Origin of the sequence: Nocardia sp. CDC159 (genome assembly GCF_023740735.1) — a bacterium.
In the GTDB taxonomy this organism is placed as follows: domain Bacteria; phylum Actinomycetota; class Actinomycetes; order Mycobacteriales; family Mycobacteriaceae; genus Nocardia; species Nocardia pulmonis.
This window is the reverse complement of the sequence record NZ_JAMRXH010000012.1, coordinates 106,160-132,942: the sequence shown is the minus strand read 5'-3', so window position 1 is coordinate 132,942 and position 26,783 is coordinate 106,160. Positions and strand designations below refer to the sequence as shown.

1 protein-coding gene (cut by a window edge) is annotated in these 26,783 nt (G+C 70.2%); it reads right to left on the bottom strand.

Annotation, left to right across the window (positions count from 1 at the left end; translation table 11 throughout):
• Positions 1 to 26,783 carry the 5' portion of a non-ribosomal peptide synthase/polyketide synthase gene (locus NDR87_RS24730; protein WP_251913023.1) on the bottom strand. Its footprint begins 16,915 nt before the window's first position, so 26,783 of the gene's 43,698 nt are visible here — the first part of the coding sequence; it begins with the start codon at positions 26,781 to 26,783; its stop codon lies off the left edge, out of view.

Below are 26,783 nucleotides of genomic sequence, written 5' to 3'. Positions count from 1 at the left end.
ACGTGCGCGCGCAGCGCGTCGACGTCGACCTCGTCCGCGGCCGGTACGACATAGGCGACCAGTTGGTCGCCGGTCCGCGCGTCCGAGCGCACCAGCGCGACCGCCTGGCCGACGGAATCGTGTGCGACCAGGGCGGATTCGATCTCGCCGAGCTCGATGCGCAGACCGCGCAGCTTCACCTGGAAGTCGGTGCGGCCGAGGTAGACGATCTGCCCGTCCGCCGCGCGGCGGACCAGGTCACCCGTGCGGTACATGCGCGAACCGGCGCCGGACGCGCCCCCGCTGCCCCCGAACGGATTCGCGACGAATCGGTCCGCCGTCAGGTCCGCACGGCCGAAGTAGCCGCGGGCCAGCTGATCGCCCGCGAGATACAGCTCACCCGCGACACCCGGCGGCACCGGATGCAGGCGACCGTCGAGCACGTAGGCCTGGGCGTTCCAGACCGGCAGGCCGATCGGGACCGCGCCGCGCACATCGTCGGCGACCGGGGCGTGCGTGGCGTGCACGGTGAACTCGGTCGGTCCGTAGAGGTTGTACAGCTCGACATCGGTGCTCAACGCCCGGAACCGCCGCACCGCATCGGAGGTGAACGCCTCACCCGCGACCAGCAGCGCCCGCAGCGATGCGATCGCCGCGCCGTCCGCACTCGCCGCGAACACCGTCAGCATCGACGGCACGAACGAGGTCATGGTGACCCGCTCGGCCGCGATCACCTCCGCGAGGTACTGCGGATCCCGATGTCCGTCCGGGCTCGCGACGACCATGCGACCGCCGACCGCCAGCGGGCCGAACAGCTCCCACACCGACACGTCGAAGGTGGCGGGCGTCTTGAACAGCACCACATCGTCGGCGCCGATGCCGTATTCGCCGGTGATCCAACGGATCTGGTTCACCACCGCGGAATGCGGCACGGCCACGCCCTTGGGGCGGCCGGTCGAACCGGAGGTGAAGATCACATATGCGGTGTTCGAAGGACGCAGGGGCGCAAACCGTTCCGCGTCGGTGAGCGGAACGTCCGGGTACACCGCCAGATCCAGCCGGTCCACGATCAGCACCGGCAGCTCACCGGCGGTGAAACCGTCACGCTCGGTGGTCAGCACGCACACCGGCCGGGCGGTTTCCAGCACGTAGCCGATGCGCTCGGCGGGCTGGCCCAGATCCAGCGGGACGTAGCCGCCGCCCGCCTCGAGCACCGCGTACGCGGCGACCACGAAGTCCAGCGAACGCCGCAGGCCGAGGGCCACCAGCGTTTCCGGTCCGACCCCGGCCTCGACGAGGCGACGGGCCAGCCGATGCACGCGCGCGGCGAACTCGGCGTAGGTCAGCGTCTGTCCCGCCTCGCGGTCCACGAGCGCGACCGCCTCCGGCGTGGCCTGGGCCCGCGCCTCGAACAGCTCGACCAGCGTGCCGCCCGCGGGCAGCTCGCGCGCGGTGTCGTTCCACCCGCGCAGCTCCTGCAGCGCCTCCCGCGCGTCCAGCAGCGGGATGTCCCCGACCGGCCGGTCCGGTGTCGCCGCAATGGATTTCAGCAGTCGGGTGAATCGCCGCGCGAACAGCGCCACCGTCGCGGCGTCGAAAAGGTCGGTGGCGTAGATGAACTGCGCCTCGACCCCCGCGTCGGGCTGTTCGGTGAGGACCAGCTGCAGATCGAACTTCGCCGTATCGATCGGCAGGTCCACGCCGCTGGCGGTCAGGCCGGACAGTTCCAGCGAGGTCTGCCCGAGGTTCTGGAAGGCCAGCATGACCTGGAACAGCGGATGCCGCGCCTGCGAGCGCGCCGGATTCAGGATCTCCACCAGCCGCTCGAACGGCAGGTCCGCGTGACCGAACGCGGCGATGTCGGTGGCCCGCACCGACCGCAGCAGATCGGTGAACGTGGTGCCCGGCTCGATCTCGGTCCGCAGCACCAGCGTATTGACGAACATGCCGATCAGATCGTCCAGCGCTCGCTCGCCGCGGCCCGCCACCGGCGTGCCGATGGCGATGTCCTGTTCACCCGACAGCCGCGACAGCAGCACCGCCAGCGCGGCGTGGGTGACCATGAACAGCGTCGCGCCGCGGGTGCGGGCCAGATCGGCCAGCCGCGCGTGGGTGTCGGCGTCGATGCGGAAGGTATGCGTCGCACCGCGGCCCGAGGCCACCGCCGGACGCGGCCGATCCGAGGGCAGGTCCAGCTGTTCGGGCAGTCCGCGCAGATTCTCGCGCCAGAACGAGATCTGCTGGGCGATCACCGATTCCGGATCGTCCTCGCGGCCGAGCACCTCGCGCTGCCACAGCGCGAAGTCGGCGTACTGCACCGGCAGCGGGGCCCACGCGGGCTCGCCGTCGACGCGCGCGCCGTAGGCGGTCATCACGTCGCGGGTCAGCGGACCCATGGAGAAGCCGTCGGCCGAGATGTGGTGCACCACCAGCGCCAGCACATGCTCGGTCGGGCTGATCTCGAACAGCCGCGCCCGGAACGGCACCGCGGTGGTGACGTCGAAGCCGGTCCGGAACAGCTCCGAAAGCCGTTGCGGCAGTTCGGCCTCGGTGACCTCGACCGGGGTGAGATCGGGAATGACCTTGCCGGTCGGCACGATCTGCTGATAGCCCGTGCCGTCGGCTTCCGGATAGTACGAGCGCAGCGATTCGTGCCGGGCCAGCACATCGGCCACGGCCACCTGCAGCGCCTGCCGATCCAGCAGGCCCGACAGCCGCACGGCCACGGGGATGTTGTCGACCGCCGATTCCGGATCGAATCGGTTGAGGAACCACATCCGCTGCTGTGCCAGCGACAGCGGCACCCGCTCCGGCCGCGGCTGCGGCACCAGCGCCGCGCGCCCGCCCGTTCCCGAGCGGGTCTCGGCGCGGGCCGCCAGCGCGGCGACCGTGGAGCCCTCGAAGATCTCGCGCACGCCCAGCTGGGTGTCCAGCGCGGCCGACAGCCGCGCGGCCACCTGGGTGGCGATCAGCGAGTTGCCGCCCAGGGCGAAGAAGTCGTCGTCCAGGCCGACCCGCTCGACGCCGAGCACCTCGGCGAAGACGTCCGCCACGATCTCCTCCACCGGCGTGGTCGGGGCGCGGAACACCGCGGCCTCGAACACCGGCGCGGGCAGCGCCTTGCGGTCCAGCTTGCCGGAGGCGTTCAGCGGGAACTCCTCGAGCACCATGAACACCGACGGGACCATGTAGGCGGGCAGCCGCTCGGACAGCTGCTCGCGCACGTCCTCGATGTCGACCGAAAGTCCGTTCGCGGCAACCAGATACGCGACCAGCTGATCACCGGTGTGCGCATCGGTGCGGACCACCACGACCGCCTGCGCGATCTCGTCGAGCGCGGTCAGCGCCGACTCGATCTCGCCGAGTTCGATGCGCAGGCCGCGCAGCTTCACCTGGAAGTCGGTGCGGCCGATGTAGTCGAGTTCGCCGTCCTCGGTCCACATCACCAGGTCGCCGGTGCGGTACATGCGCGAACCCGGCCCGCTGGAGGCGCCTTCGATGCCCCCGAAGGGGTTGGCCACGAAGCGATCCGCGCTCAGATCCGGGCGCGCCACATAGCCGTGCGCGAGCTGGACGCCCGCGAGATACAGCTCACCCGCGACACCCACCGGAACCGGCCGCAGCCGGTTGTCGAGCACGTAGACCTGGGTGTTGAACACCGGGCGGCCGATCGGCACCGACACCTGATCCGCGTCGGCGACCTGGTGATAGGTGACGTCGACCGCGGCCTCGGTCGGGCCGTACAGGTTGTGCAGCGCGGCGCCGGTCAGCTCGCGCAGGCGATGCGCGGGCTTGGGCGCGAGCGCCTCACCCGAGGCGAACACCAGCCGCAGCGAGGTGCACTGCGCGGCCGCCTCTTCCGCGACGAACACCGACAGCATCGACGGTACGAAGTGGGTGACCGTGACGCCCTCGGCGGCGATCAGCTCGGCCAGATACGCCGGATCACGATGCCCGTCGGGCTTGGCCACCACCAGCCGCGCACCGATCTGCAACGGCCAGAAGAACTCCCACACCGACACGTCGAAGGTGGCCGGGGTCTTCTGCAGGACGGTGTCGGAACCGGTGAGCCCGTAGGCGGACTGCATCCACACCAGGCGATTGACGATCGCCGAATGCGGCACCGCCACACCCTTGGGGCGGCCGGTCGAACCCGAGGTGAAGATGACGTAGGCGGTATCCGACGGCCGCAGCGGATGGCGCCGCTCGGCGTCGGTGACCGGCTCACCCGAGTAGTTCGCCAGATCCAGCAGATCGATCCGCACCTGTGCGGTATCGATGCCCAGATCGTCCTCGGTGGTCAGCACGCACACCGGATCGGCGGTCGCGAGGATGTACTCGGTCCGCTCGGCCGGATGATCCGGATCCAGCGGCACGTACGCGCCACCGGCGACGGTCACCGCGTACATGCCGACGACCAGATCGATCGAGCGCCGCATGCCCAGCGCCACAAAGGATTCCGCGCCCACGCCGCGCTCGATGAGCCAGCGCGCCAGCTTGTTCGCCCGCGCCGAGAACTCGGCATAGGACAGACTCGTCCCCTCGAAGCTCAGAGCCGTTGCGTCCGGGGTGCGTTCGACCTGCTCCTGGAACCGCGACACCAGCGTCGCCGCGGCGTCGACCGCGAAATCGGTCGCGTTCCAGCGCGACACCACCTGCGCGCGCTCGGTGGCATCGAGCAGATCGATCTCACCCACCACCGCATCGGGATCGATGCTGATCGCGGTCAGCACCCGGATCAGCCGGTCGGCGATGCGGCGAACCGTGTTCTCGTCGAACAGATCCCGCAGGTACCCGGCCCGCACCCGCAGGCGGCTGTCCAGCTGCGCGATCAGCGTCAGCGGATAGTGCGTGGCGTCGGCGGCGTCCAGGCCGGTCACGGCCATGCCGTCGATATCGGCGGCCTGCCGCTGCAGGCCCTCGGCGTCGACCGGGTAGGACTCGAACACGACCAGCGTGTCGAACAGCCCGCCGATTCCGGCCGCGGACTGGATGTCGGCCAGGCCGATGTAGTGGTGATCCAACAGATCAGCCTGCTCGCCCTGGGTGCGGGTGAGCAGCTGCCGCGCGGGCTCGGACGGATCGAAGCGCACCCGTACCGGCACGGTGTTGATGAACAGGCCCACCATGGATTCGACACCGGCCAGCTGCGCCGGGCGGCCGGATACGGTGGTGCCGAACAGCACATCGTCGCGACCGGTCATGCGGCCCAGCAGGATTCCCCACGCCGTCTGCAGCACGGTGTTGGCGGTGACGCCCAGCTGCGCGGCCAGCCGGGTCAGCCGCGCGGTGGCGGCCTCGTCCAGCTCGAAGAAGTATTCGCCGGACAGGCTGGTGATCTCGTGCGCGGCGTCGGGGCGGGTCAGCAGCGTCGGCTCCGACACCCCGGCCAGCGCCCGGGTCCAGGCCGCCAGCGAGGCGGAATGATCCTGGCGCGCAACCCATTCCAGGAAGTGCCGGTAGGAGCGGACGGCGGGCAGCGCGGCGGCGTCGGCGTGCGTGGCGTAGAGCACCAGCAGATCCCGCATGAGCAGCGGCATGGACCAACCGTCGAGCAGGATGTGGTGGTTGGACACGGCCAGCGACCAGCGGTCCTCGGCCACCCGGATGAGGGTGAACCGGATCAGCGGCGGCTCGGCCAGATCGAAGCGCCGCAGCCGGTCGGCCGCGATCAGATCGCTCGCGTCGCCGGTGCGGCGGCGATCGTGTTCGGCCCAGGCCACCCGCACGCCGTCGAGCACGACCTGCACCGCATTGCCCTGGGCATCGGTCACGAAGGCGGTGCGCAGATTCTCGTAGCGATCCACCAGCGCCTGCGCCGCGGACCGCAGCCGCGCCGCGTCGACTCGACCGGTGAGCGTGAGCACCGCCTGCGCGGTGTAGACATCCACCGAGGTGGCGGCGAGCTGGGCGTGGAACAGCAGACCACCCTGCAGCGCCGACAGCGGCCACACCTCGGTCAGCGCCGGGAAGCGCCGCTCCCAGGTGTCGATATCGGCCTGGGTGACGCGCACCAGCGAGAAGTCCGATGGCGTGTGGCCGCCCGCATCCGCCGAATCGGCGTGGCGCGCAACGGCTTCCAGCGCACGAGTCCACAGCGCACCGAACTCGCGCACCTCCTCGGCGCTCAGCAGCGTGGTCGGATAGCCGATCTGGGCCGAGAGCCGGTCGCCGGCCACGATGGCGTTGATGTCCAGCGGCGCCATGGCGGGCATATCGGCGTCGTAGGCGCCGCCCAGCTCGCCCAGCTCCGCGGCCGGCACCCAGCCGAAGCCGCGCAGCGCATCGGGGACGCTGGTCTCCGAGACCCGGCCCAGGTAGTTGAAGCTCACCTGGCCCGGCAGCTGCTCGGGCAGTTGGGGCGCGGTCTGCGGATTCAGATAGCGCAGCAGGCCGTAGCCGAGGCCCTTGTCGGGCACGGCCAGCAGCTGCTCCTTGATCGTCTTGATGGCCCTGCCCATCGCGGCACCACCGGCCAGCGCGGCATCGATATCGATACCGGACAGGTCGAAGCGCACCGGGAAGATCGCGGTGAACCAGCCGACCGTGCGCGACAGATCCGCGCCCGGCACCAGCTCCTCCTCGCGACCGTGCCCCTCCATCCGGATGAGCAGCGAATCCTCTTCCCGAGCACGCCATTTCGCGACCGCCAGCACCAGCGCGGTGACCAGGCCGTCGTTCACGCCGCCGTGGAACAGCGCCGGAACGGTGGTCAGCAGCGACCGGGTGACCTCCGGGGAGACCTCGACCCGATGCTTGTCGAGCACGCCGGTCACATCGACGTTCGGATCGAACGGCCGCGCGGTCAGCAGCGGATCCGGGCCCTCGACCACCTCGCGCCAGAACTCGAGCTCCCCGGCCCGATCGGCCGCCGCCCGCTCGAGGGCGTGCGCCCAGGTGCGCATGCTCGTCGCCGGCGCCACCAGCTCGGGCGTCTGCCCAGCCGACAGCTGACCCCATGCCGTTACGAAGTCGGGCACCAGAATGCGCCAGGACACGCCGTCGACGACGAGGTGGTGCGCGACGACGACCACACGCCCGCTCCGGGTCGGTTCGGACGGCTCGAGCCAGACGAACCGGACCACCACGCCCGCCTCGGGCTCCAGCCGGTCCAGGCTGGCATCGACCGCGGCGGAGGCGATTTCGACGATCGCGGCATCGTCGGCCGCGGCATCGAATTCGACGCGGTCGATGAGCGCGTCCACGTCGACCGTGCCCGGCGCGGCGGTTTCGATGATCCACTCCGCACCCGCGTGCCTGCGCAACCGCGCCCGCAGCATGTCGTGGCGGTCGATCACCGCGCCGACGGTGGCCGCGATCCCGGCCCGGTCGATGCCGATCGGAAGCTCCAGCGCGAGCAGCTGATTGAAGCGCCGGAACGCACCCGGTCGCTCCACCATGAAGCGCGCCACCGGGGTGAGCGGCATGGTGCCCACGCCGCCGCCGGGCAGCTCGGCCAGCGTCGGCGCGGAATCGCCACGCCCGTCGGCGGTTTCGGCGACCGCGGCCAGTCCGGCCACGGTGCGCTGCTCGAAGACGTCGCGCGGGCTGAAGACCACCCCGCGCGCCTTGGCCCGCGAGACCAGCTGGATGGAGACGATCGAATCACCGCCCAGGGCGAAGAACGAATCGTCCACGCCGACCCGCTCCACGCCCAGCACCTCGGCGAACACCTCGGCGATGGCGTGCTCCACCGGGGTGCGCGGCGCGCGGAAGGTGACCTCGGTGGCGAACACCGGCTCCGGCAGGGCCCGGCGGTCCAGCTTGCCGACCGGGGTCAGCGGAATCCGGTCGATCACCATGATCGACGAGGGCACCATGTAGGCGGGCAGGGCTTGCTCGACGTGGTCGGTCAGTGCGGCCACATCGATCGAATACCCCTGGGCGGCAACGACATAGGACACCAGCGAGGTTGCCCCCGCGGAGTTCTTGTGCCCCACGGTGACCGCGAAGTCCACGGTCTCGTGCGAGGCCAGGGCGGCGTCGATCTCGCCCAGTTCGATGCGGAAACCGCGCACCTTGACCTGGAAGTCGGAGCGGCCGACGTATTCGACCTCGCCGTGCTGGGTCCAGCGCACCACGTCACCGGTGCGGTACATGCGCTCGGTGCCGCTCGCGGCATCCCCATAGGGGTTGGCGACGAACCGCTCGGCGGTCAGGCCCGGCCGCGCGTGGTAACCGCGCGCCAGCTGCACGCCCGACAGATACAGTTCACCCGCGACACCCACCGGAACCGGCCGCAGCCGCGAGTCGAGGATCAGCGACTGCATCCCGCGGATCGGGCCACCGATGGTGACCGGATCGCCCGGCGACAGCGGATCGCTGATATTGGTCATGATCGTGGTCTCGGTCGGACCGTAGCCGTTGTGGAAGCGGCGACCCGAACCATCCTGTGCGCCACCCCATTTGGTGACCAGATCCGCCGGGACGTTCTCACCACCGGCGACGATCACCTTCATCCGGTCCAGCGCGGCCGGATCCAGCGAGGCCAGCACCGACGGCGTGAGGAAGGTGTGGGTGGCCCGCTCGCGGCGGATCAGCTCCGAGAGCTCCTCGCCGCCGTAGACACCCGGCGGCACGACCACCAGGGTGCCGCCCGCGCCGATCGCGAGCAGGAATTCCAGCATCGAGGCGTCGAAGCTCGGCGAGGCGAAATGCAGTGCGCGCGTATCGGAGTCGACGCGGTAGCGCTCGTTCTGCTCGGCCCGGAAGTTGGCCAGGCCCGCGTGGGTGACCACGACGCCCTTGGGCAGACCGGTCGAACCGGAGGTGTAGATGACGTAGGCCGGATGCTCCGGACGTACCGGGCGCAGCCGGTCGGCATCGGTCACCGCGGCCGCGGAGTAGCCGTCCAGCTCCAGCTCGTCGAGAACCAGCCAGTCCACCGACTCCGGCAGCTCACCGCGCACCGACGACACGGTCAGGCCCACCGGCGAACCGGAGTCGGTGACCATGTGCGCGATGCGGTCGGCCGGATAGGTCGGGTCGATCGGCACGAAGGCCGCGCCCGACTTCGACACCGCCCACTCGGCGAAGTAGGACTCCTCCGACCGCGGCACGGCGACGGCAACCAGATCCTCGGTGCCGACCCCGCGCTCGATCAGCAGGCGCGCCAGGCGATTCGACCGCTCGTCGAGCTCGCCGTAGGACAGACTTCTCCCCTCGAACACCACCGCGGGTGCGGCCGGATCGATGGCCGCGGCCTCGGCCAGCAGCTCGGGCAGGGTGCGCGCCGGTTCGGCGGGCAGCCCGGTGCGGGCGATCAGATCGGCCCGCTCGGCGGCGTCGAGAATGTCGATGGCGCCCACGGTGATCCGCGGATCGGCGGCGATCGCCTCGAGCACCCACACCCAGCGCCGCACGATCTCGTCGGCGGTGGACTCGTCGAACAGATCGGTGGCGTAGGTCAGCGCCAGCGCCATGCCGCCGTGGCCCGCGGCGATTTCCGACAGCGTGAACTGCAGGTCGAAGCGGGCGAAGTTCTCCTCCAGATCCAGCGACGACACCGTCAGCCCCGGCAGTTCCAGGGTGGCGCGGTCGAGGTTCTGGAAGGCCAGCATCACCTGGAACAGCGGGTTGCGCGCCTGCGAACGCTCCGGCGCGAGCAGCTCCACCAGTCGCTCGAACGGCACATCGGCATTGCCGAACGCCTCCAGGTCGATGTCCTTGATCCGCGTCAGCAGCGCGGTGAAGGATTCGGCCGGATCCAGGCCGGTGCGCAGCACCAGCGTGTTGACGAACATGCCGACCAGATCGTCGAGCGCGGCCTCACCGCGTCCGGCGATCGGGGTGCCGACCGCGATGTCGTCGCCGCCCGAGAGCCGGGCCAGCAGCACCGACAGCGCGCCGTGCATCACCATGAACAGCGACGAACCATGTTCGCGCGCAACGCCTTCCAGCGCGTTGACCAGTTCGGGGGCGAGCGTGCGGTGCAGCGTGGCGCCGCGATGCGAGGCGACCGCCGGGCGCGGCCGGTCGGTCGGCAACGCCAGCTCGTCGGGCAGGCCGTCGAGCGCGCGCTGCCAGTAGCCGACCTGGCGGGCCAGCAGCGACTCCGGATCGTCCTCCGAGCCCAGCACCTCGCGCTGCCAGATGGCGAAGTCGGCGTACTGCACCGGCAGCGGCGTCCAGCCCGGGGCGCTGCCCTGGGTACGGGCGGTGTAGGCGGTCATCACGTCGCGCGCCAGCGGGCTCATCGAGAAGCCGTCTGCGGCGATGTGATGCACGACCACGACCAGCACATGCTCGTCGCCCTGCACCTGGAACAGCCGGGCCCGCAACGGAACCTGATCCGCGACGTCGAATCCGGTGGAAACGAATTCCACGACCGCGGTGTGCAATTCGGTATCGGTCACCGGATACGCCCGCAGGTCGAGCGCGATCTGCTCGGCGGGCACGACCACCTGCATCGGGGTGCCGCCGTGCTCCGGATAGCGGGTGCGCAGCGACTCGTGCCGACGGACCACGTCGAAGACGGCCAATTCCAGTGCGGCGGTGTCGAGTTCGCCGGACAGCCGGATCGCCAGCGGCAGGTTGTAGGCGGCCGAGGTCTTGTCGTACTGGTTGAGGAACCACATCCGCTGCTGCGCGAACGACAGCGGCACCAGCTCCGAGGCCGAGCGGGCCCGCGCCACCAGGCGCGGCCGCGACTCGCCGCCGGTATGCGATTCCAGCCGCGCGGCCAACGCCTCCACGGTCGGGGCCTCGAACAGCATCCGCACCGCGACGGTCGTGCCCAGCGCGGCGCCGATGCGCGACACCACGCGGGTGGCGATCAGCGAATTGCCGCCCAGGGCGAAGAACTCGTCGTCCAGTCCGACCCGCTCGAGATCCAGCACCTCGGCGAAGACCGCGGCCACGGCCTCCTGCACCGGGGTCTCCGGCGCGCGGAAGGCCCGCGCCTGCACCGCCGGGGCGGGCAGCGCGCGCCGGTCCAGTTTGCCGTTGACGGTCAACGGAATCCGGTCCAGCACGACGAACGCGGTGGGCACCATATAGGACGGCAGCCGCTCGGCCGCGCCCTCGCGGACCGCGTCGACATCCACCGCGCCCGTCGGCACCACATAGGCGACGATGCGCTGATCGCCCGGCTGATCCTCGCGCACGATGACCGCGGCCTGGGCGATCCCCGGCTGCGCCAGCACCGCGGCCTCGATCTCGCCGAGCTCGATGCGGAAGCCGCGCACCTTCACCTGATCGTCGGCGCGGCCCAGGTATTCCAGTTCGCCGTGGCGGTTCCAGCGCGCCACGTCGCCCGAGCGGTACAGGCGCGAACCCGGCTCACCGAAGGGGTCGGCGACGAACCGGGCGAAGGTCAGATCGGGACGCCCGAGGTAACCGCGCGCCAATTGCGGCCCGGCGACGTACATTTCGCCCGCCACGCCCACCGGGACCGGGTGCAGGCGGTCGTCGAGCACGTACACCCGCAGCCCCGCGATGGCGCGACCGACCACCGAACCGGTTGCGGCGGCGATGGTTTCGGCGTCGAGCACGCGGTGCGAGACGTGCACCGTGGTCTCGGTGATGCCGTACATGTTGACCAGCTGCGGCCGGTTGTCACCGTGGCGTGCGATCCAGTCGGCCAGGCGGCGCAGCTCCAGCGCCTCACCGCCGAAGACGACGTACCGCAGCGCCAGCGGACCCGCGTTCGGCGCGGCATTGCGATCGGCCTCGGCCAGTTGGTAGAAGGCCGACGGGGTCTGATTGAGCACCGTGACCCGTTCGCGGCGCAGCAGTTCCAGGAACTGCTCCGGCGAGCGGGAGGTGTAGTAGTCGACCACGACCAGGGTGCCGCCGTAGAGCAGCGGACCCCACAGCTCCCACACCGAGAAGTCGAAGGCGAAGGAGTGGAACAGGGTCCACACATCACCCGGCCCGAAGCCGAATTCGCGATCGGTATTGGCGAACAGCCGCACCACGTTCCGATGCGCGACCGCCACGCCCTTGGGGCGACCGGTCGAACCGGAGGTGTAGATGACGTAGGCGATGGCATCGGCGGTCAGCGGCGCGCGACGATCGGCGTCGGTGATCGGTCGCTCGCCCGCGTCGACCAGATCGGGTGTTTCCACCCCGAATCCGTCCATGGAGACGATCGGCAGCCCGGCAGGCAGTGCGACATCGAGCCCGCCCGCGACCAGCACGCTGGTCGGCTTCGAATCCGACAGCACGTACGCGATGCGATCGGCCGGGTAGGTCGGGTCGATCGGCACATAGCCCGCACCGGACTTGACGACCGCGAGCAGCGCGACCACCAGATCCAGCGAGCGCGGCAGCACGACCGCGACCAGTTTCTCCGGCCCCGCGCCCTCGGCGATCAGCTTGCGCGCCAATTGGTTCGCGCGCTGATCGAGTTCGGCGTAGGTCAGCTGGTCGTCGCCGAATCGGACGGCCACCCGATCGGCGTGCGCCGCGGCGGCCGCGTCGAACAGATCCGACAGCGTGATCCCGCGATCGGCGAAACGCCCACGGCCGCCGTCGTTTCCGGCCGACACCCAGCGCTGCGACACATCCAACCGCTCGGCCTCGCCGAGCAGATCGATATCGCCGACCACCACGGTCGGATCCTCGGCGATACCGCGCAGGATCCGCACCAGCCGATCGGCGAACGCGGCGATGGTCTCCGGATCGAACAGATCGGTGGCGTAGTTCCACGACAGCGACAGCCCGCCGTCGAGTGCCTCGCCCACGGTCAGCTGGACATCGAATTTGGCCGTGACGTCGTCGAATTCGACGACGTCGAGTTCGAGTCCGGGCAGCGTGACCGCGCCCGCGTCGCGCTGCGAGGCGGCCTGGAAGGTCAGCGCCACCTGGAACAGCGGATGGTGCGCCTGCGAACGGACCGGGCTGATGACATCCACCAGCCGCTCGAACGGCACGTCCGCGTGCGCGAAGGCGGCCACGTCGGTGCGACGCACCTGGTCGAGCAGGTCGGCGAAGGAGGCCGAGCTCTCGACGTTCGTGCGCAGCACGAGGGTGTTGACGAACATGCCGACCAGCTCGTCCAGCGCCCGCTCGCCGCGGCCCGCGATGGGCGTGCCGATGGCGATATCGGTGCCGCCGGACAGCCGCGCCGCCCAGGTGGCCAGCGCGGCGTGCATGAGCATGAACAGCGTGACGCCCCGCGAGCGCGCCAATTCCGTGAGCGCGGAATGCAATTCGGCGTCGATGGCGAACGTGTGCGTGCCGCCGCGGTTGCTCGCCACCTCCGGCCGCGGCCGGTCGGCGGGCAACTCGATCTGATCCGGCAGATCGCGCAGCTGTTCGCGCCAGTACCCGATCTGCTCGGCGGCCAGCGATTCCGGATCGCCCTCGTCGCCGAGGACCTCGCGCTGCCACAGCGCGAAGTCGGCGTACTGCACCGGCAGCGGCGCCCACGCCGGAGTCTCGCCGCGGGCGCGCTCGGTGTAGGCGGCGACCACATCGCGCAGCAGCGGACGCATCGAGAAGCCGTCACCGCTGATGTGATGCAGCACCAGCACCAGCACGTATTCGTTGTCCGCCGGTCGCAGCAGATTGGCCCGGAACGGCAGCTCGCGGGTCACGTCGAAGTACACACCCGCCAGCGCCGCTATGCGCGCGGGCAATTCGGCCGCGGCCACCGGTTCGGGGGTCAGCTCCACCGCCACCTCGGCGGCGGAGAGGACGCGCTGATAGCCGACGCCCTCCACCTCGGGGTAGATCGTGCGCAGCGTCTCGTGCCGCGCCACGACATCGCGGATCGCCGCGGTGAAGGCGTCGAGGTCCAGTTCGCCGGTGAGCCGGACCGCGACCGGGATGTTGTTGACCGCGGTGCGGTTGTCGAACCGGTTGAGGAACCACATGCGCTGCTGCGCGGGCGAGAGCGGCACCAGTTCGGGCCGCGGGCGCGCGGTCAGCGGTGTGCGACCGCCCTGTCCCGCCTGGGATTCCAGCCGCGCGGCCAACCGGTCCACCCGCGAATCCTCGAACAGGGCGCGCACCGGCACCTCGGTGTCGAGCGCCTCGCCGAGGCGGGCCACCACCTGCATGGCCACCAGCGAGTTGCCGCCCAGTTCGAAGAAGTCGTCGTCCAGGCCGACCCGCGGCACGCCCAGCACCTCGGCGATGGTGTCGGCCACCGCCTGCTCGACCGAGGTGGTCGGGGCGCGGAAGGCGCGAGCGGCGAAGGTCGGCGCGGGCAATGCGCGGCGGTCCAGTTTGCCGGAGGCGTTGAGTGGGAACGCGTCCAGCACCACGAACGCCGCGGGCACCATATAGGTCGGAAGTTGCTGCGCCAGAGCGGATTTCACCGCGTCCACGGCGACGGCGGCGCCGGGCGCGCCCACCAGGTAGGCCACCAGCTGATCGCCGATGCGCTCATCGGTGCGCACCACCACGACCGCCTGCGCGACCTCCGGCAGCGCCGTCAGCGCCGCCTCGATCTCACCGAGTTCGATGCGCAGACCGCGCAGCTTCACCTGGAAGTCGGTGCGGCCCAGGTACTGCAGCTCCCCGGACTCGGTCCACATCACCAGGTCGCCGGTGCGGTACATGCGCGCACCGCCCGAGCCGGCAGCACCGCCCATTTTCCCGTAGGGATCGGCCACGAACCGCTCCGCGGTCAGACCCGCCCGCGCGACATAGCCGCGCGCCAGCTGCGCACCCGCCAGATACAGCTCGCCCGGCACCCCCACCGGAACCGGTCGGAGCCGCGAATCCAGCACGTAGGCCCGGGTATTGAACACCGGCGCGCCGATCGGCACCGAGACGGTGTCGGCGTCGGTCACCTCGTGCGCGGCGACCTGCACCGCGGTCTCGGTCGGACCGTACAGATTGTGCAGCCGCGCACCGAGTTCCGCACGCACCCGCTGCGCGAACGGCCCGGCCAGGCCCTCGCCGCCAGCGAAGATCAGCCGCAGCGAATCCAGCCCGCGGGCCTGCGGCGCGGCGACGAACTGCTGCAGCAGCGACGGCACGAACTGCGCCACCGTGACCTGTTCGGCGGCGATGAGCCGGGCCAGGTAGGCCGGATCGCGGTGGCCGTCCGGGCGCGCCACGACCAGGCGCGCGCCGACCTGCAAGGGCCAGAAGAACTCCCACACCGACGCGTCGAATGTCGCCGGGGTCTTCTGCAGCACCACATCGTAGGCCGCGAGCCCGTACTGGGCGTGCATCCATACCAGCTGGTTGACGATCGCGCCGTGCGCGACGGCCACACCCTTGGGGCGACCGGTCGAACCCGAGGTGAAGATGACGTAGGCGGTATTCGCCGCCCGCAGCGGGGCCCGGCGATCGGCGTCGGTCAGCGGGGTGTCGGCGAAACCGGACAGATCCAGCTCGTCGATCCGGACCTGCGGTGCGGTCGCGGATTCCAGCTCCGACTCCGAGGTCAGCACGAAGACCGGGCGGGCGGTGTCGAGGATGTAATCGATGCGCTCGGCCGGATGGTCCGGATCCAGCGGCACATACGCGCCGCCCGCGGCGCTGACCGCGTACATGCCGACCACCAGATCGATCGAGCGCCGCATGCCCAGGGCCACCAGCGTTTCCGGCCCGACGCCCTCGGCGATCAGCCAGCGCGCCAATCGACGCACCCGGGCGGCGAATCCGGCATAGGACAGACTCGTCCCCTCGAACGTGACCGCGGCCGCGTCCGGGGTGCGCGCGACCTGCGCCTCGAACAGCGACACCAGGGTCGCGGCGGCGTCCTCGGACACCGTCGGCAGGGCCGCGTCGATCGGGTAGGCGGTCTCGTTCCAGTGGTCGAGCACCAGGGTGTGCTCGGTGGCGTCGAGCAGGGGCAGATCGCCGATGGTCGCGGCCGGGTCGGTGCCGACCGCGGCCAGTACGCGCAGCAACCGCTGCGCGAAGGCGTGGGCGAATTCGGTATCGAAAAGATCCGTGGCGAAGACCAATTCGGCGTCCATCGCCGAGGCATCCGACTCCATCAGCGACAGCTGCAGATCGAATTTCGCCGTCTGCTGGTCGATGCCGAGTTCGGTGACCGTCAGGCCGGGCAGCTCCAGCTCGGTGCGGCCCAGGTTCTGGAACGACAGCATGACCTGGAACAGCGGATGCCGCGCCTGCGAGCGCACCGGGTTCAGCATCTCGACCAGCCGCTCGAACGGCACGTCGGCATGCGCGAACGCGGCCAGGTCGCGCTCGCGCACCTGCGCGAGCAGATCGGTGAACCGCGCGCCGGTATCGACATTCGCCCGCAGCACCAGCGTGTTGACGAACATGCCGACCAGATCGTCGAGCGCCCGCTCACCACGACCGGCGACCGGGATGCCGATGGCGACGTCGTCGCTGCCGCTCAGCCGCGACAGCAGCGCGGCGAATGCGCCGTGCACCACCATGAACAGCGTGGTGCCCTGCGCGTGCCCGACCCGATTCAGCGCATCGATGGTCTCGCCGGGCACCCGGAAGCGGTGCGTCGCCGCACGATTCGAGGCGACGGCCGGGCGCGGCCGGGTCGACAGTCGCAGTTCGTCGGGCAGTCCGGCCAGGGCGTCGTGCCAGTAGTCCAGTTGCTGGGCGATCAGCGAGCGCCGATCGTCCTCCGAGCCCAGCACCTCGCGCTGCCACAGCGCGTAATCGGCGTACTGCACCGGCAGCGGCGCCCAGCCCGGCTCGGTGCCCGCGGCGCGGGCCACGTAGGCGGTGATCAGGTCGCGCACCAGCGGTCGCATCGAGAAGCCGTCGGTGGCGATGTGGTGCACGACCATCGCGAGCACGTGATCGTCCGCGCCCAGCCGGTACAGCCGCAGCCGCGCGGGGGTCTCGGTGGTCACGTCGAAGCCGCGTCCGACGAAATCCGCGATGGCCGCGAACAATTCGCCCTCGGCGACATTCACGACCGCCAGCTCGGGAAGGGCCCGGGTGGACGGCAGCACCTTCTGGTAGGCGATGCCCTCGTGCGAGGGGTAGATCGTGCGCAGCGACTCGTGCCGCGCCACCACATCGGCGATCGCGCCGCGCAGCGCGTCCAGATCCAGCGCGCCGGACAGGCGCACGGCCGCCGGAATATTGTTGGCGGCGGAGTCGGTGTCGAACCGGTTGAGGAACCACATGCGCTGCTGCGCGAGCGACAACGGCGGATGCTCCGGGCGTGGGCGGGCGGTGAGCGCCTGGCGCACACCGGATCCCGCATGCGACTCCACCCGGGCGGCCAGCGCCGCCACGGTCGGGGCCTCGAACACCGTCCGGACGCCGACCTCGGTGTTCAGCGCGGCGCTCAGCCGTGCGACCACCTGGGTGGCGACCAGCGAGTTGCCGCCCAGTTCGAAGAAGTCGTCGTCGACGCCGACCCGCTCGACACCGAGCAGCTCGGCGAAGATCTCCGCCACGATCTCCTCGATCGGCGTCGAGGGCGCGCGGAACTGCCGGGCCTCGAACACCGGCGCCGGCAACGCCTTTCGATCCAGCTTGCCCGAGGCGTTCACCGGGAACGCGTCCAGCACGACCAGTGCGGCCGGGATCATGTACGCGGGAAGCAGCTGTGCCAGTGCGACCTTCACCGCATCGGGGTCGAGCGCCGCCTCCGGGTGGCGAACGACATAGCCCACCAGCTGATCGCCCGCGTGCGCATCGGTGCGCACCACGACCACCGACTGCGCCACACCCGGCTGGGCCAGCAGCGCGGCCTCGATCTCGCCGAGCTCGATGCGCAGACCGCGCAGTTTCACCTGGAAGTCGGTGCGGCCCAGATAGTTCAGCTCGCCATCGGCCCACCAGGTGACCAGGTCGCCGGTGCGGTACATGCGCGAGCCGGGCGCCCCGAACGGATTCGCCACGAAGCGGTCCGCGGACAGATCCGGGCGCCCGAGATAACCACGGGCCAACTGATCGCCCGCGAGATAGAGCTCACCCGCGATACCCGGGGCAACCGGATGCAACCGCGCGTCCAGCACGTAGACACGGGTGTTCCAGACCGGCCGCCCGATCGGAATCGAGACCTCGTCCGCATCGACGACCTCGTGATAGGTCACGTCGACCGCGGCCTCGGTGGGCCCGTACAGATTGTGCAATCGCGCCCCGGTCAACTCCCGCAACCGCTGCGCCGTCGGCGCGGGCAACGCCTCACCGGAAGCGAACACCTGCCGCAACCGCATCCCCCGCAGCCCATCACCCGAACGAGCGCCTCGCGCCCCCTCACCCGAACGAGCGCCTCGCGCCCCCTCGCCCGGCCGTCCCTCCTCGATTCCCTCGACGCCGGAGGCGTCGAGGGCGGACACGAACACCGACAGCATCGACGGCACGAAGTGCGCCGTCGTAATCCCCTGCTCGGCGATGACCCGCGCCAGATACACCGGATCCCGATGCCCGTCCGGCTTGGCTACCACCAGTCGCGCGCCGGTCTGTAAGGGCCAGAAGAACTCCCACACCGACACGTCGAACGTCGCCGGTGTCTTCTGCAGGACCGCGTCCTCGGCGCCGATTGGATACTCGTGCTGCATCCACAGCAGACGGTTCACGATGGCCGCGTGCTCGACGGCCACGCCCTTCGGGCGGCCGGTCGAACCGGAGGTGAAGATGACGTAGGCGGTGTGATCCGGGCGCAGCGGTCGCGCGCGTTCGGCATCCGCGATCGGCGCCGCGTCGAAGCCGTCCAGCGCGAGCGAATCCACCTCGAGCACGGGCAGATTGCGGCCGGTGACGAAGTCGTCGCGGCCGGTGGTGAGCACGGCCGCTGGACGGGCGGTGTCGAGCACGTAGTCGATACGGTCGGCGGGCTGGTCCGGATCCAGCGGCACATAGCCGCCGCCCGCCTCCAGCACGGCATACATCGCGACGACCAGATCGACCGAACGCCGAATGGCCAGCGCCACCAGCGATTCCGCGCCCACGCCCTCGGCCAGCAGCCGCCGCGCGAGGCGGTGTACCCGCTCGGCGAATTCGCGGTAGGTGAGCTGCTCGTCCTCGAATACCACAGCGACGGCGTCCGGGGTGGCGGCGGCCTGGCGCTCGAACAGCGAGACCAGTGTCTCGGTGGGAACGGCCCGATCGGTCTCGTTCCACGCCGTCAGCACCCGCGCCCGCTCCTCGGCGGCCATCAGGTCGATATCGCCGATCGCGGCGTCCGGCTCGGCGGTGACCGCGGCCAGCACGGCATCGAAGCGGCGCGCGAACGCGGCGACGGTCGGCTCGTCGAAAAGATCGAGCGCATAGGAGAATTCGGCCGACATGCCCGCGGCCTCACCGTGCGCGTCCTGCGCCTCCTGCAGTGTCAGCTGCAGGTCGAATTTGGCCAGCCGCGCGTCGTACTCGATGCCGTTGACCCGCAGCCCGGGCAGTTCCAGGGTGGCCTGCCGGGTGTTCTGGAAGGTCAGCATGACCTGGAACAGCGGATGTCGGGACTGCGACCGCGCCGGGTTGAGCACCTCGACCAGCCGCTCGAACGGCACATCGGCATGTGCGAACGCGTGCAGGTCGGCGTCGCGCGCCTGCGCGAGCAGATCCGCGAAGGTGGCCGCGCCGTCCACATTCGTGCGCAGGACGAGCGTATTGACGAACATGCCGATCAGATCGTCGAGCGCGGCCTCGCCGCGACCGGCGACCGGCGTGCCGACCGCGATATCGGAGGTCCCCGACAGCCGCGCCAGCAGCACCGCCAGCGCCGAGTGCATGACCATGAACAGCGACGCGTTGTGCTTGCGCCCCAACTCGATCAGCCGCCGCTGGGTCTCCGCGGAGATGACGAACGGATAGGTGCCGCCGCGGTAGCTCGCGACCGCGGGCCGCGGCCGGTCCGAGGGCAGCACGAGTTCGTCGGGCAGATCGGCCAGCCGCTCGGTCCAGTAGCGAATCTGGCTGGAGATCAACGAATTCGGATCATCCTCCGACCCCAGCACCTCACGCTGCCACAGCGCGTAATCGGCGTACTGCACCGGCAGCTCGGCCCAGGCCGGTTGCTCCCACGACGTACGGGCGGCATAGGCGACCATGACGTCGCGCGCCAGCGGACCCATCGACCAGCCGTCGGCGGAGATGTGGTGCACCACCATGCCGAGCACGTACTCGGTCTCGCTGATCTCGAACAGCCGCGCGTGCAGCGGCACCTCCGAGGTCACATCGAAGGCCATCGACGCCAGCTCCACCAGGTGATCGATCAGATTGTCCTCGGTGACCGGCACCGGCGTCAGGTCCGGAACGATCTGCGCCGCGTCCAGAATCACCTGCACCGGCCCGTTGCCGGTCTCCGGGAACACCGTGCGCAGCGACTCGTGCCGGTCGATGACGTCGATGACCGCCACCTGCAGCGCGGCCACGTCCAGCTCGCCGGACAGCCGGATGGCGACCGGGATGTTGTTGACCGCCGAGCCGGTGTCGAAGCGGTTGAGGAACCACATGCGCTGCTGCGCCAGCGACAGCGGCACCTGCTCGGGGCGCTCCCGCGCGACCAGCGCCTTGCGCGCGCCGTCCCCGGCGTGCGATTCGATGCGCGCGGCCAACGCCGCGACGGTGCTGGCCTCGAACAGCACACGCACCGGCACCCGGGTGTCCAGCGCGGTGCCCAGGCGCGAGGCGACCTGGGTGGCGATCAGCGAGTTGCCGCCGAGTTCGAAGAAGTCGTCGTCGACGCCGACGCGCGCGATGCCGAGCACCTCGCCGAAGATCTGGGCGACGATCTCCTCGATCGGCGTTGTGGGAGCGCGGAATTCGCGCACCTCGAACACCGGGGCGGGCAGCGCCCGGCGATCCAGCTTGCCGGAGGCGTTGAGCGGGAAGGCCTCCAGCACCACGAACGCGGTGGGGACCATATAGGCGGGCAGCGTGCGGTGCAGCGCGGCCTTGATGCTGTCCAGATCCACCGGGCCCGGGCTGGTGACCAGGTAGGCGACCAGCTGATCGCCCGCCACGGTATCGATGACCAGCACCACGGCCTGATTCACAGCCGGATGCGCCAGCAGCGCGGTCTCGATCTCACCGAGTTCGATGCGCTGACCGCGGAACTTGACCTGGAAGTCGGTGCGGCCGATGTACTCCAGCACCCCGACGTCATGTCCGTCCGCGGAGCGGGTGGTCCAGCGCACCAGGTCGCCGGTGCGGTACAGGCGGCTGCCCGCGGTCCCGTTCGCGCTGTCCCCGAAGGGATTCGCGATGAACCGCTCCGCGCTCAGGTCGGGGCGGCCGTAATAGCCGCGCGCCACCTGCGCGCCGCCGAGGTAGAGCTCACCGGGCACCCCGGCGGGCACCGGCCGCAGGCCCTCGTCGAGCACATAGGCCTGGGCGTTGGCCACCGGACGGCCGATCGGCACCGTGACCGGATGCGGCTCGGTGATCGGTGCGGCGGTGGCGTGCACGGTGAATTCGGTGGGGCCGTAGAGGTTGTGCACCGCGGCGGTGGAGAACTTGCGGAACGCGCCGACGGTGGCCGGGGGCAGGGCCTCACCGGCGACGAGAACCGCACGCAGCGAGAGGCATTCGGCGGCCGAGGCGCTGGAGGCGAATACCGACAGCATCGACGGCACGAACGAGGTCATGGTGACCCGGTGCCGTCCGATGATCTCCGACAGGTACATCGGATCGCGGTGCCCGTCCGGGGCGGCGATCACCATCTTCGCGCCCACGGCCAGGGTGCCGAACAGCTCCCACACCGACACGTCGAAGGTGACCGGCGTCTTCTGCAGGATCACATCGGTATCGTCGATGCCGTATTCGCCGGTGATCCAGGCGATCTGGTTCACCACCGACGCGTGCGAGATCGCCACACCCTTCGGGCGGCCGGTGGAGCCCGAGGTGAACAGCACATACGCGGCGTTGCTCGGCCGCAGCACACCCCGCCGCTCGGACGGGGCGATCGCGGCGTCGGAGTAGCTCGACAGCTCCAGCCGGTCGATCTCGATCAGGTCCCGATCGGTGCCGAGATCCTCGGCGTCGCGCGCGGTGGTCAGCACGCACACCGGTTCGGCGGTGTCGAGGATGTACTGGATGCGCTCGACCGGATAGTCCGGGTCGATCGGCACGTAGCCACCGCCCGCGGCCATGGTGGCGTAGATGGCGACCAGCATGTCGACCGAGCGCCGGATGCCCACTGCCACCAGCGACTCCGGCCCCACGCCGTCGTCGATCAGCTTGCGCGCCAATCGGTTCACGCGCGCGGAGAACTCCGCGTAGGACAGCTCGGTGAGCGGGCCGAACTCGCCGCCGGACCGCTCGCCCGGATCGAAGATCAGCGCCGTCGCCTGCGGGCGCAGCCGGACCTGCTCGTCGAACAGGTCCAGAACCGTTGTCGCCGAAGGCAGTTCGCGCGCCGTGCGGTTCCACTGCGCGAGCACCAGCGAGCGCTCGGCGGCGTCGAGGATCTCGATCTGGCGCACCCGCGTCCGCGGCGCGGCGACCGCAGCCTGCAGCACGCGCAGATACCGGCGGCCGAATTCGGCGACGGTCTCGGCGTCGAACAGATCGGTGGCATAGGACACGATTGCCGAAACCCCGTTCGGCTCGCCGTTGCTGCCACGCTGCTCGGTCAGCGTCCACTGCAGGTCGAACTTGGCGATGTCGACCTCGAGCTCCTCGGCCGAGACCGACAGCCCCGCCATCTCCATGGTGGCGTGCGAGAGCTCCTGGAACGACAGCATCACCTGGAACAGCGGATGCCGCGCCTGCGAGCGGGTCGGGTTCAGCACCTCGACCAGCCGCTCGAACGGCACATCGGCATGGGCGAACGCCGCCAGATCCGTCTCCCGGGTGCGCGCCAGGAATTCGGCGAACGACTCCGCGCCGTCGACCTGCGAGCGCAGCACCAGGGTGTTGACGAACATGCCGATCAGATCGTCCAGGGCCTGCTCGCCACGGCCCGCGACCGGCGTGCCGATCGCGATGTCGCTGGTGCCCGACAACCGCGCCAGCAGCACCGCCAGCGCCGAGTGCAGCACCATGAACAGCGAAACGCCCTGCGCCCGAGCCAGACTCGACAGCTGCGCGTGCAGGTCGGCATCGATGTCGAAGGCGACCCGACTGCCGTGGAAGCTCTGCACCGGCGGCCGCGGCCGATCCGCGGGCAGGTCCAGCTGATCCGGCAGGCCCGCCAATGCGCTTCGCCAGTAGGCGATCTCGGCGGCGGCCATCGAATCCGGATCGTCCTCCGAGCCCAGCACCTGGCGCTGCCAGAGGCTGAAGTCGGTGTACTGCACCGGCAGCGGCTCCCAGCCGGGGGCCTCGCCGTTGGCACGGGACAGGTACGCGGCGGTGACGTCGCGGGCCAGCGGGCCGAAGGAGAAACCGTCCGCGGCGATGTGGTGCACGACGAACGCGACGGCGTAGTCGCCGCCGTGCCCGTTCGAGCCCGCCACCTGGAAGATCCGCACCCGGATCGGCAGCTCGCGCGAGACGTCGAAGCCGCGCGCGGCGAATTCGGCCAGCGCGCCGGGCAATTCGGCGGTCGAGATGGGCTGCACCTCGACACCCAGGTCCACCCGATCCATGGGCAGCACCTGCTGATAGCCGCCGTCACCTGACTCGGGGAATATGGTGCGCAGCGATTCCTGGCGCCGCATGACATCCAGCAGCGCGGTGATCAGCGCATCGATGTCGACGCGGCCGCGCAGCCGCACCACGAACGGCAGGTTGTAGGTCGGGGCGCTCGGATCGAACTGGTTGATGAACCACATCCGCTGCTGCGCCAGCGACAGCGGCACCCGCTCCGGGCGCTGCTGGGCCACCAGCGGCGGACGAGAAGTATCCGCGGGAGTGGCCGATTCGGCACGCGCCGCGATCCCGGCCACGGTCGGGGTCTCGAACAGCGCCCGCACACCCAGCTGGACGCCGAACGCCGCCGAGATCCGCGACACCACCTGGGTCGCGACCAGCGAGTTGCCACCCAGGTCGAAGAAGTTGTCGTCGATGCCGACCCGTTCCTGGCTCAGCACGTCGGCGAAGATTCCGGCGACGATCTCCTCGGCCTGGGTGCGCGGCGCGCGGTAACCGGCGGCGTCGGCGCTGAACACCGGCTCCGGCAACGCCTTTCGATCCAGCTTGCCGGAGGTGTTGAGCGGGAACGCGTCCAGCACCATGATCGCGGCGGGCACCATGTAGGACGGCAGCTTCTCCGCCACGAACCGGGTCAGCTCGATCGGATCGACCGAGAATCCCGGCGCGGGAACGACATACGCGACCAGCTGCTGACCGGTGGCGGTGTCCATGACCAGCACCACGGCCTGGCTGACGGCCGGATGGGCGAGCAGATCGGTCTCGATCTCACCGAGCTCGATGCGCTGGCCGCGGAACTTGACCTGGAAGTCGGTGCGGCCGATGTACTCCAGCACGCCCTCGGCGCTCCAGCGCACCAGGTCACCGGTGCGGTACATGCGATCGCCGTTGTCCCCGAACGGACTCGCCACGAACCGATCCGAGGTGAGATCCGGGCGGCCCCGGTAACCGCGCGCGAGCTGACGGCCCGCCAGATACAGCTCACCCGGGGCGCCGATCGCGACCGGGCGCAGCCGGGAATCGAGCACGTACACCTCGACGTTCCACTCCGGCACGCCGATGGGCACGGTGGTGGTGTCGGCGGCGGTGGCCTCCCAGTAGGTGACCGACACCGCGGCCTCGGTGGGCCCGTAGAGGTTGTGCAGTCCGGCCTCGGTAAGGGCGCGGAATCCGGCGGCGGTCTCCGGCGGCAGCGCCTCGCCGATCACGAAAACCGCGCGCAGGCTTGCGCATTGGGCGGCGGTGGCATGGGAGACGAATACCGTCAGCATCGACGGTACGAAGTCGGTGACGGTGACCCGGTGACGGGCGATCATATCGGCGACGTAGATCGGATCGCGGTGCCCGTCCGGGGTCGCGACGATCAGCTTCGCGCCGACCATCAGCGGCAGGAAGTAGCCCCACAGCGAGACGTCGAACGTGGTCGCGGTCTTCTGCAGGTACACGTCGTCGGCGGTGAGCCGGTATTCGTGCAACATCCACAGCTGCTGATTGACGATCGCGTGATGGGTGACCGCGACGCCCTTGGGGCGGCCCGTCGAACCGGAGGTGTAGATGACGTAGGCCGTATTGTCCGGGCGCAGCGGGGCCGGACGATCGGCGTCGGCCACCGGCTCGGCCGGGAACGCCGAGGTGTCCAGGGTGTCGATATCGACCCGCCGGACGGTCTCGGGCAATTCGAGTTCGTCCCGCGTGGTGGTGAGAACGCAGACGGGGGCGGCGGATTCGAGGATGTAGGCGGTGCGCTCGGCCGGATGGTCCGGATCGATCGGCACGTACGCGCCACCGGCCTTCAGCACCGCGTGCATACCGACCACCAGGTCGAGAGAGCGCCGCATGCCCAGTGCCACAAGCGATTCCGGTCCGACGCCGTCGGCGATCAGGTAACGTGCGAGCCTGTTGACCCGCGCCCCGAACTCGCCGTACGTCAGGGATTCGCCCTCGAACTCGAGCGCGATCCGCTCCGGGGTGCGCGCGATCTGCTCGTCGAGCAGCGCCGCCAGCGTGGTGGTCGGCGCCTCGTGCGCGGCGTCGTTCCACGCCGCCAGCGTCCGATCCAGCTCCGCCTCGGTGGTGATCGGCAGATCCCACGGCGCCTGGTCGGCGCCCGCGGCGAGGAACCGGTCGAAGAATTCCAGGAAGCGCGCATGGTGTTCGCGCGCCTCGGATTCGGTGTAGAGGTTGGGGTTGGTCTCGAAGTCGATGCGCGAGCGCGCACCGCCCTCGGACTGGTAGAAGTTGACGCCCAGATCCTCGATCGCGCCCGTCGAGAGCACATGCAGTTTGCCGACGTTCGCGCCCAGCGCCAGCTCGTCGTGGAACAACATGATGTTGACCCACGGCCCGAAGAACTCCTTGGTGACCGCGCCGCCTCCGGCGCTGTCGCGGCGGATGTCCTCGTGCCGGTAGCGCTGATGCCGCAGCGCGCCGGACACCTCGACCTGCACGGCCTTCAGCAGTTCCGCGATCGTCGTATCGAAGCCGACCCGCAGTCGCAGCGGCACGATATTCGACGACGCGCCGCCGGAACGCCGCATGGCCGCGGTCGTGCGCGCGGTCACCGGCAGGCTCAGGATCACGTCCTCGCTGCCGGTCCACTGCGCCAGATACGCGGCGAACGCGGCGAGGAGCAGACCGGCCGGGGACGAATCGTGCCGCCGCACCGCCTCGTCCAGGACGGCGTTGCGATCGTCGGACAGCGCCGCCGACACCACACCGTTCAGCGGGGCGGGCGCGGCACTGCGACCGGCGAGGCTCGAGCCCTCCTCGAGCCCGGCCACCCGCTGGGCCCAGTACTGCTTGTCGGTCTGGAAGCGGGTGCTCTCGCGGTAGGCCAGCTCGGCTTCGACCAGCGTGCGCAGATCGGTGGCCTTGGACGGCGTGGGCTCGGCGCCGGAGATGTACGCGGTGTACAGCTCGGCGATGCGGTTCATATTGGTCATCGCGCCGAAACCGTCCAACGCGATGTGGTGGGCACGGGTGTACCAGAACCAGTGATCATCGGCGAGCTGCAGGGCCGCCATCTTGATCAATCGGTCGGTGGTGAGGTTCAGCGGGCTGCTGTACTCCGCGCGCATCCACTCGTGCGCGGCCGCCTCCGGATCCGCGGCGGCGCGCAGGTCGACGTAGACGACCTTGTCGTGGTCCGGAATCGTGCGATCGACGTACTGCAGGGGCTCACCGTCGCGCTCGACGATGCGCAGGAAGCCCGAACCCAACTCGTGCGAGGCAGCGATACTGGCGCGCTCGAGCACCTCGACATCCAGTCCGCCGCGCAAATCGACGTACTGGGCGATGGTGATCGGCACCTGCGGATCCAGATGCTGGGCATACCAGATACCGAGCTGCGCCGGAGACAGCGGGAAGAGGTCCTCCCCCGATTCGCCGTTTCCGCCGAATTCCAGCCGGTCCAA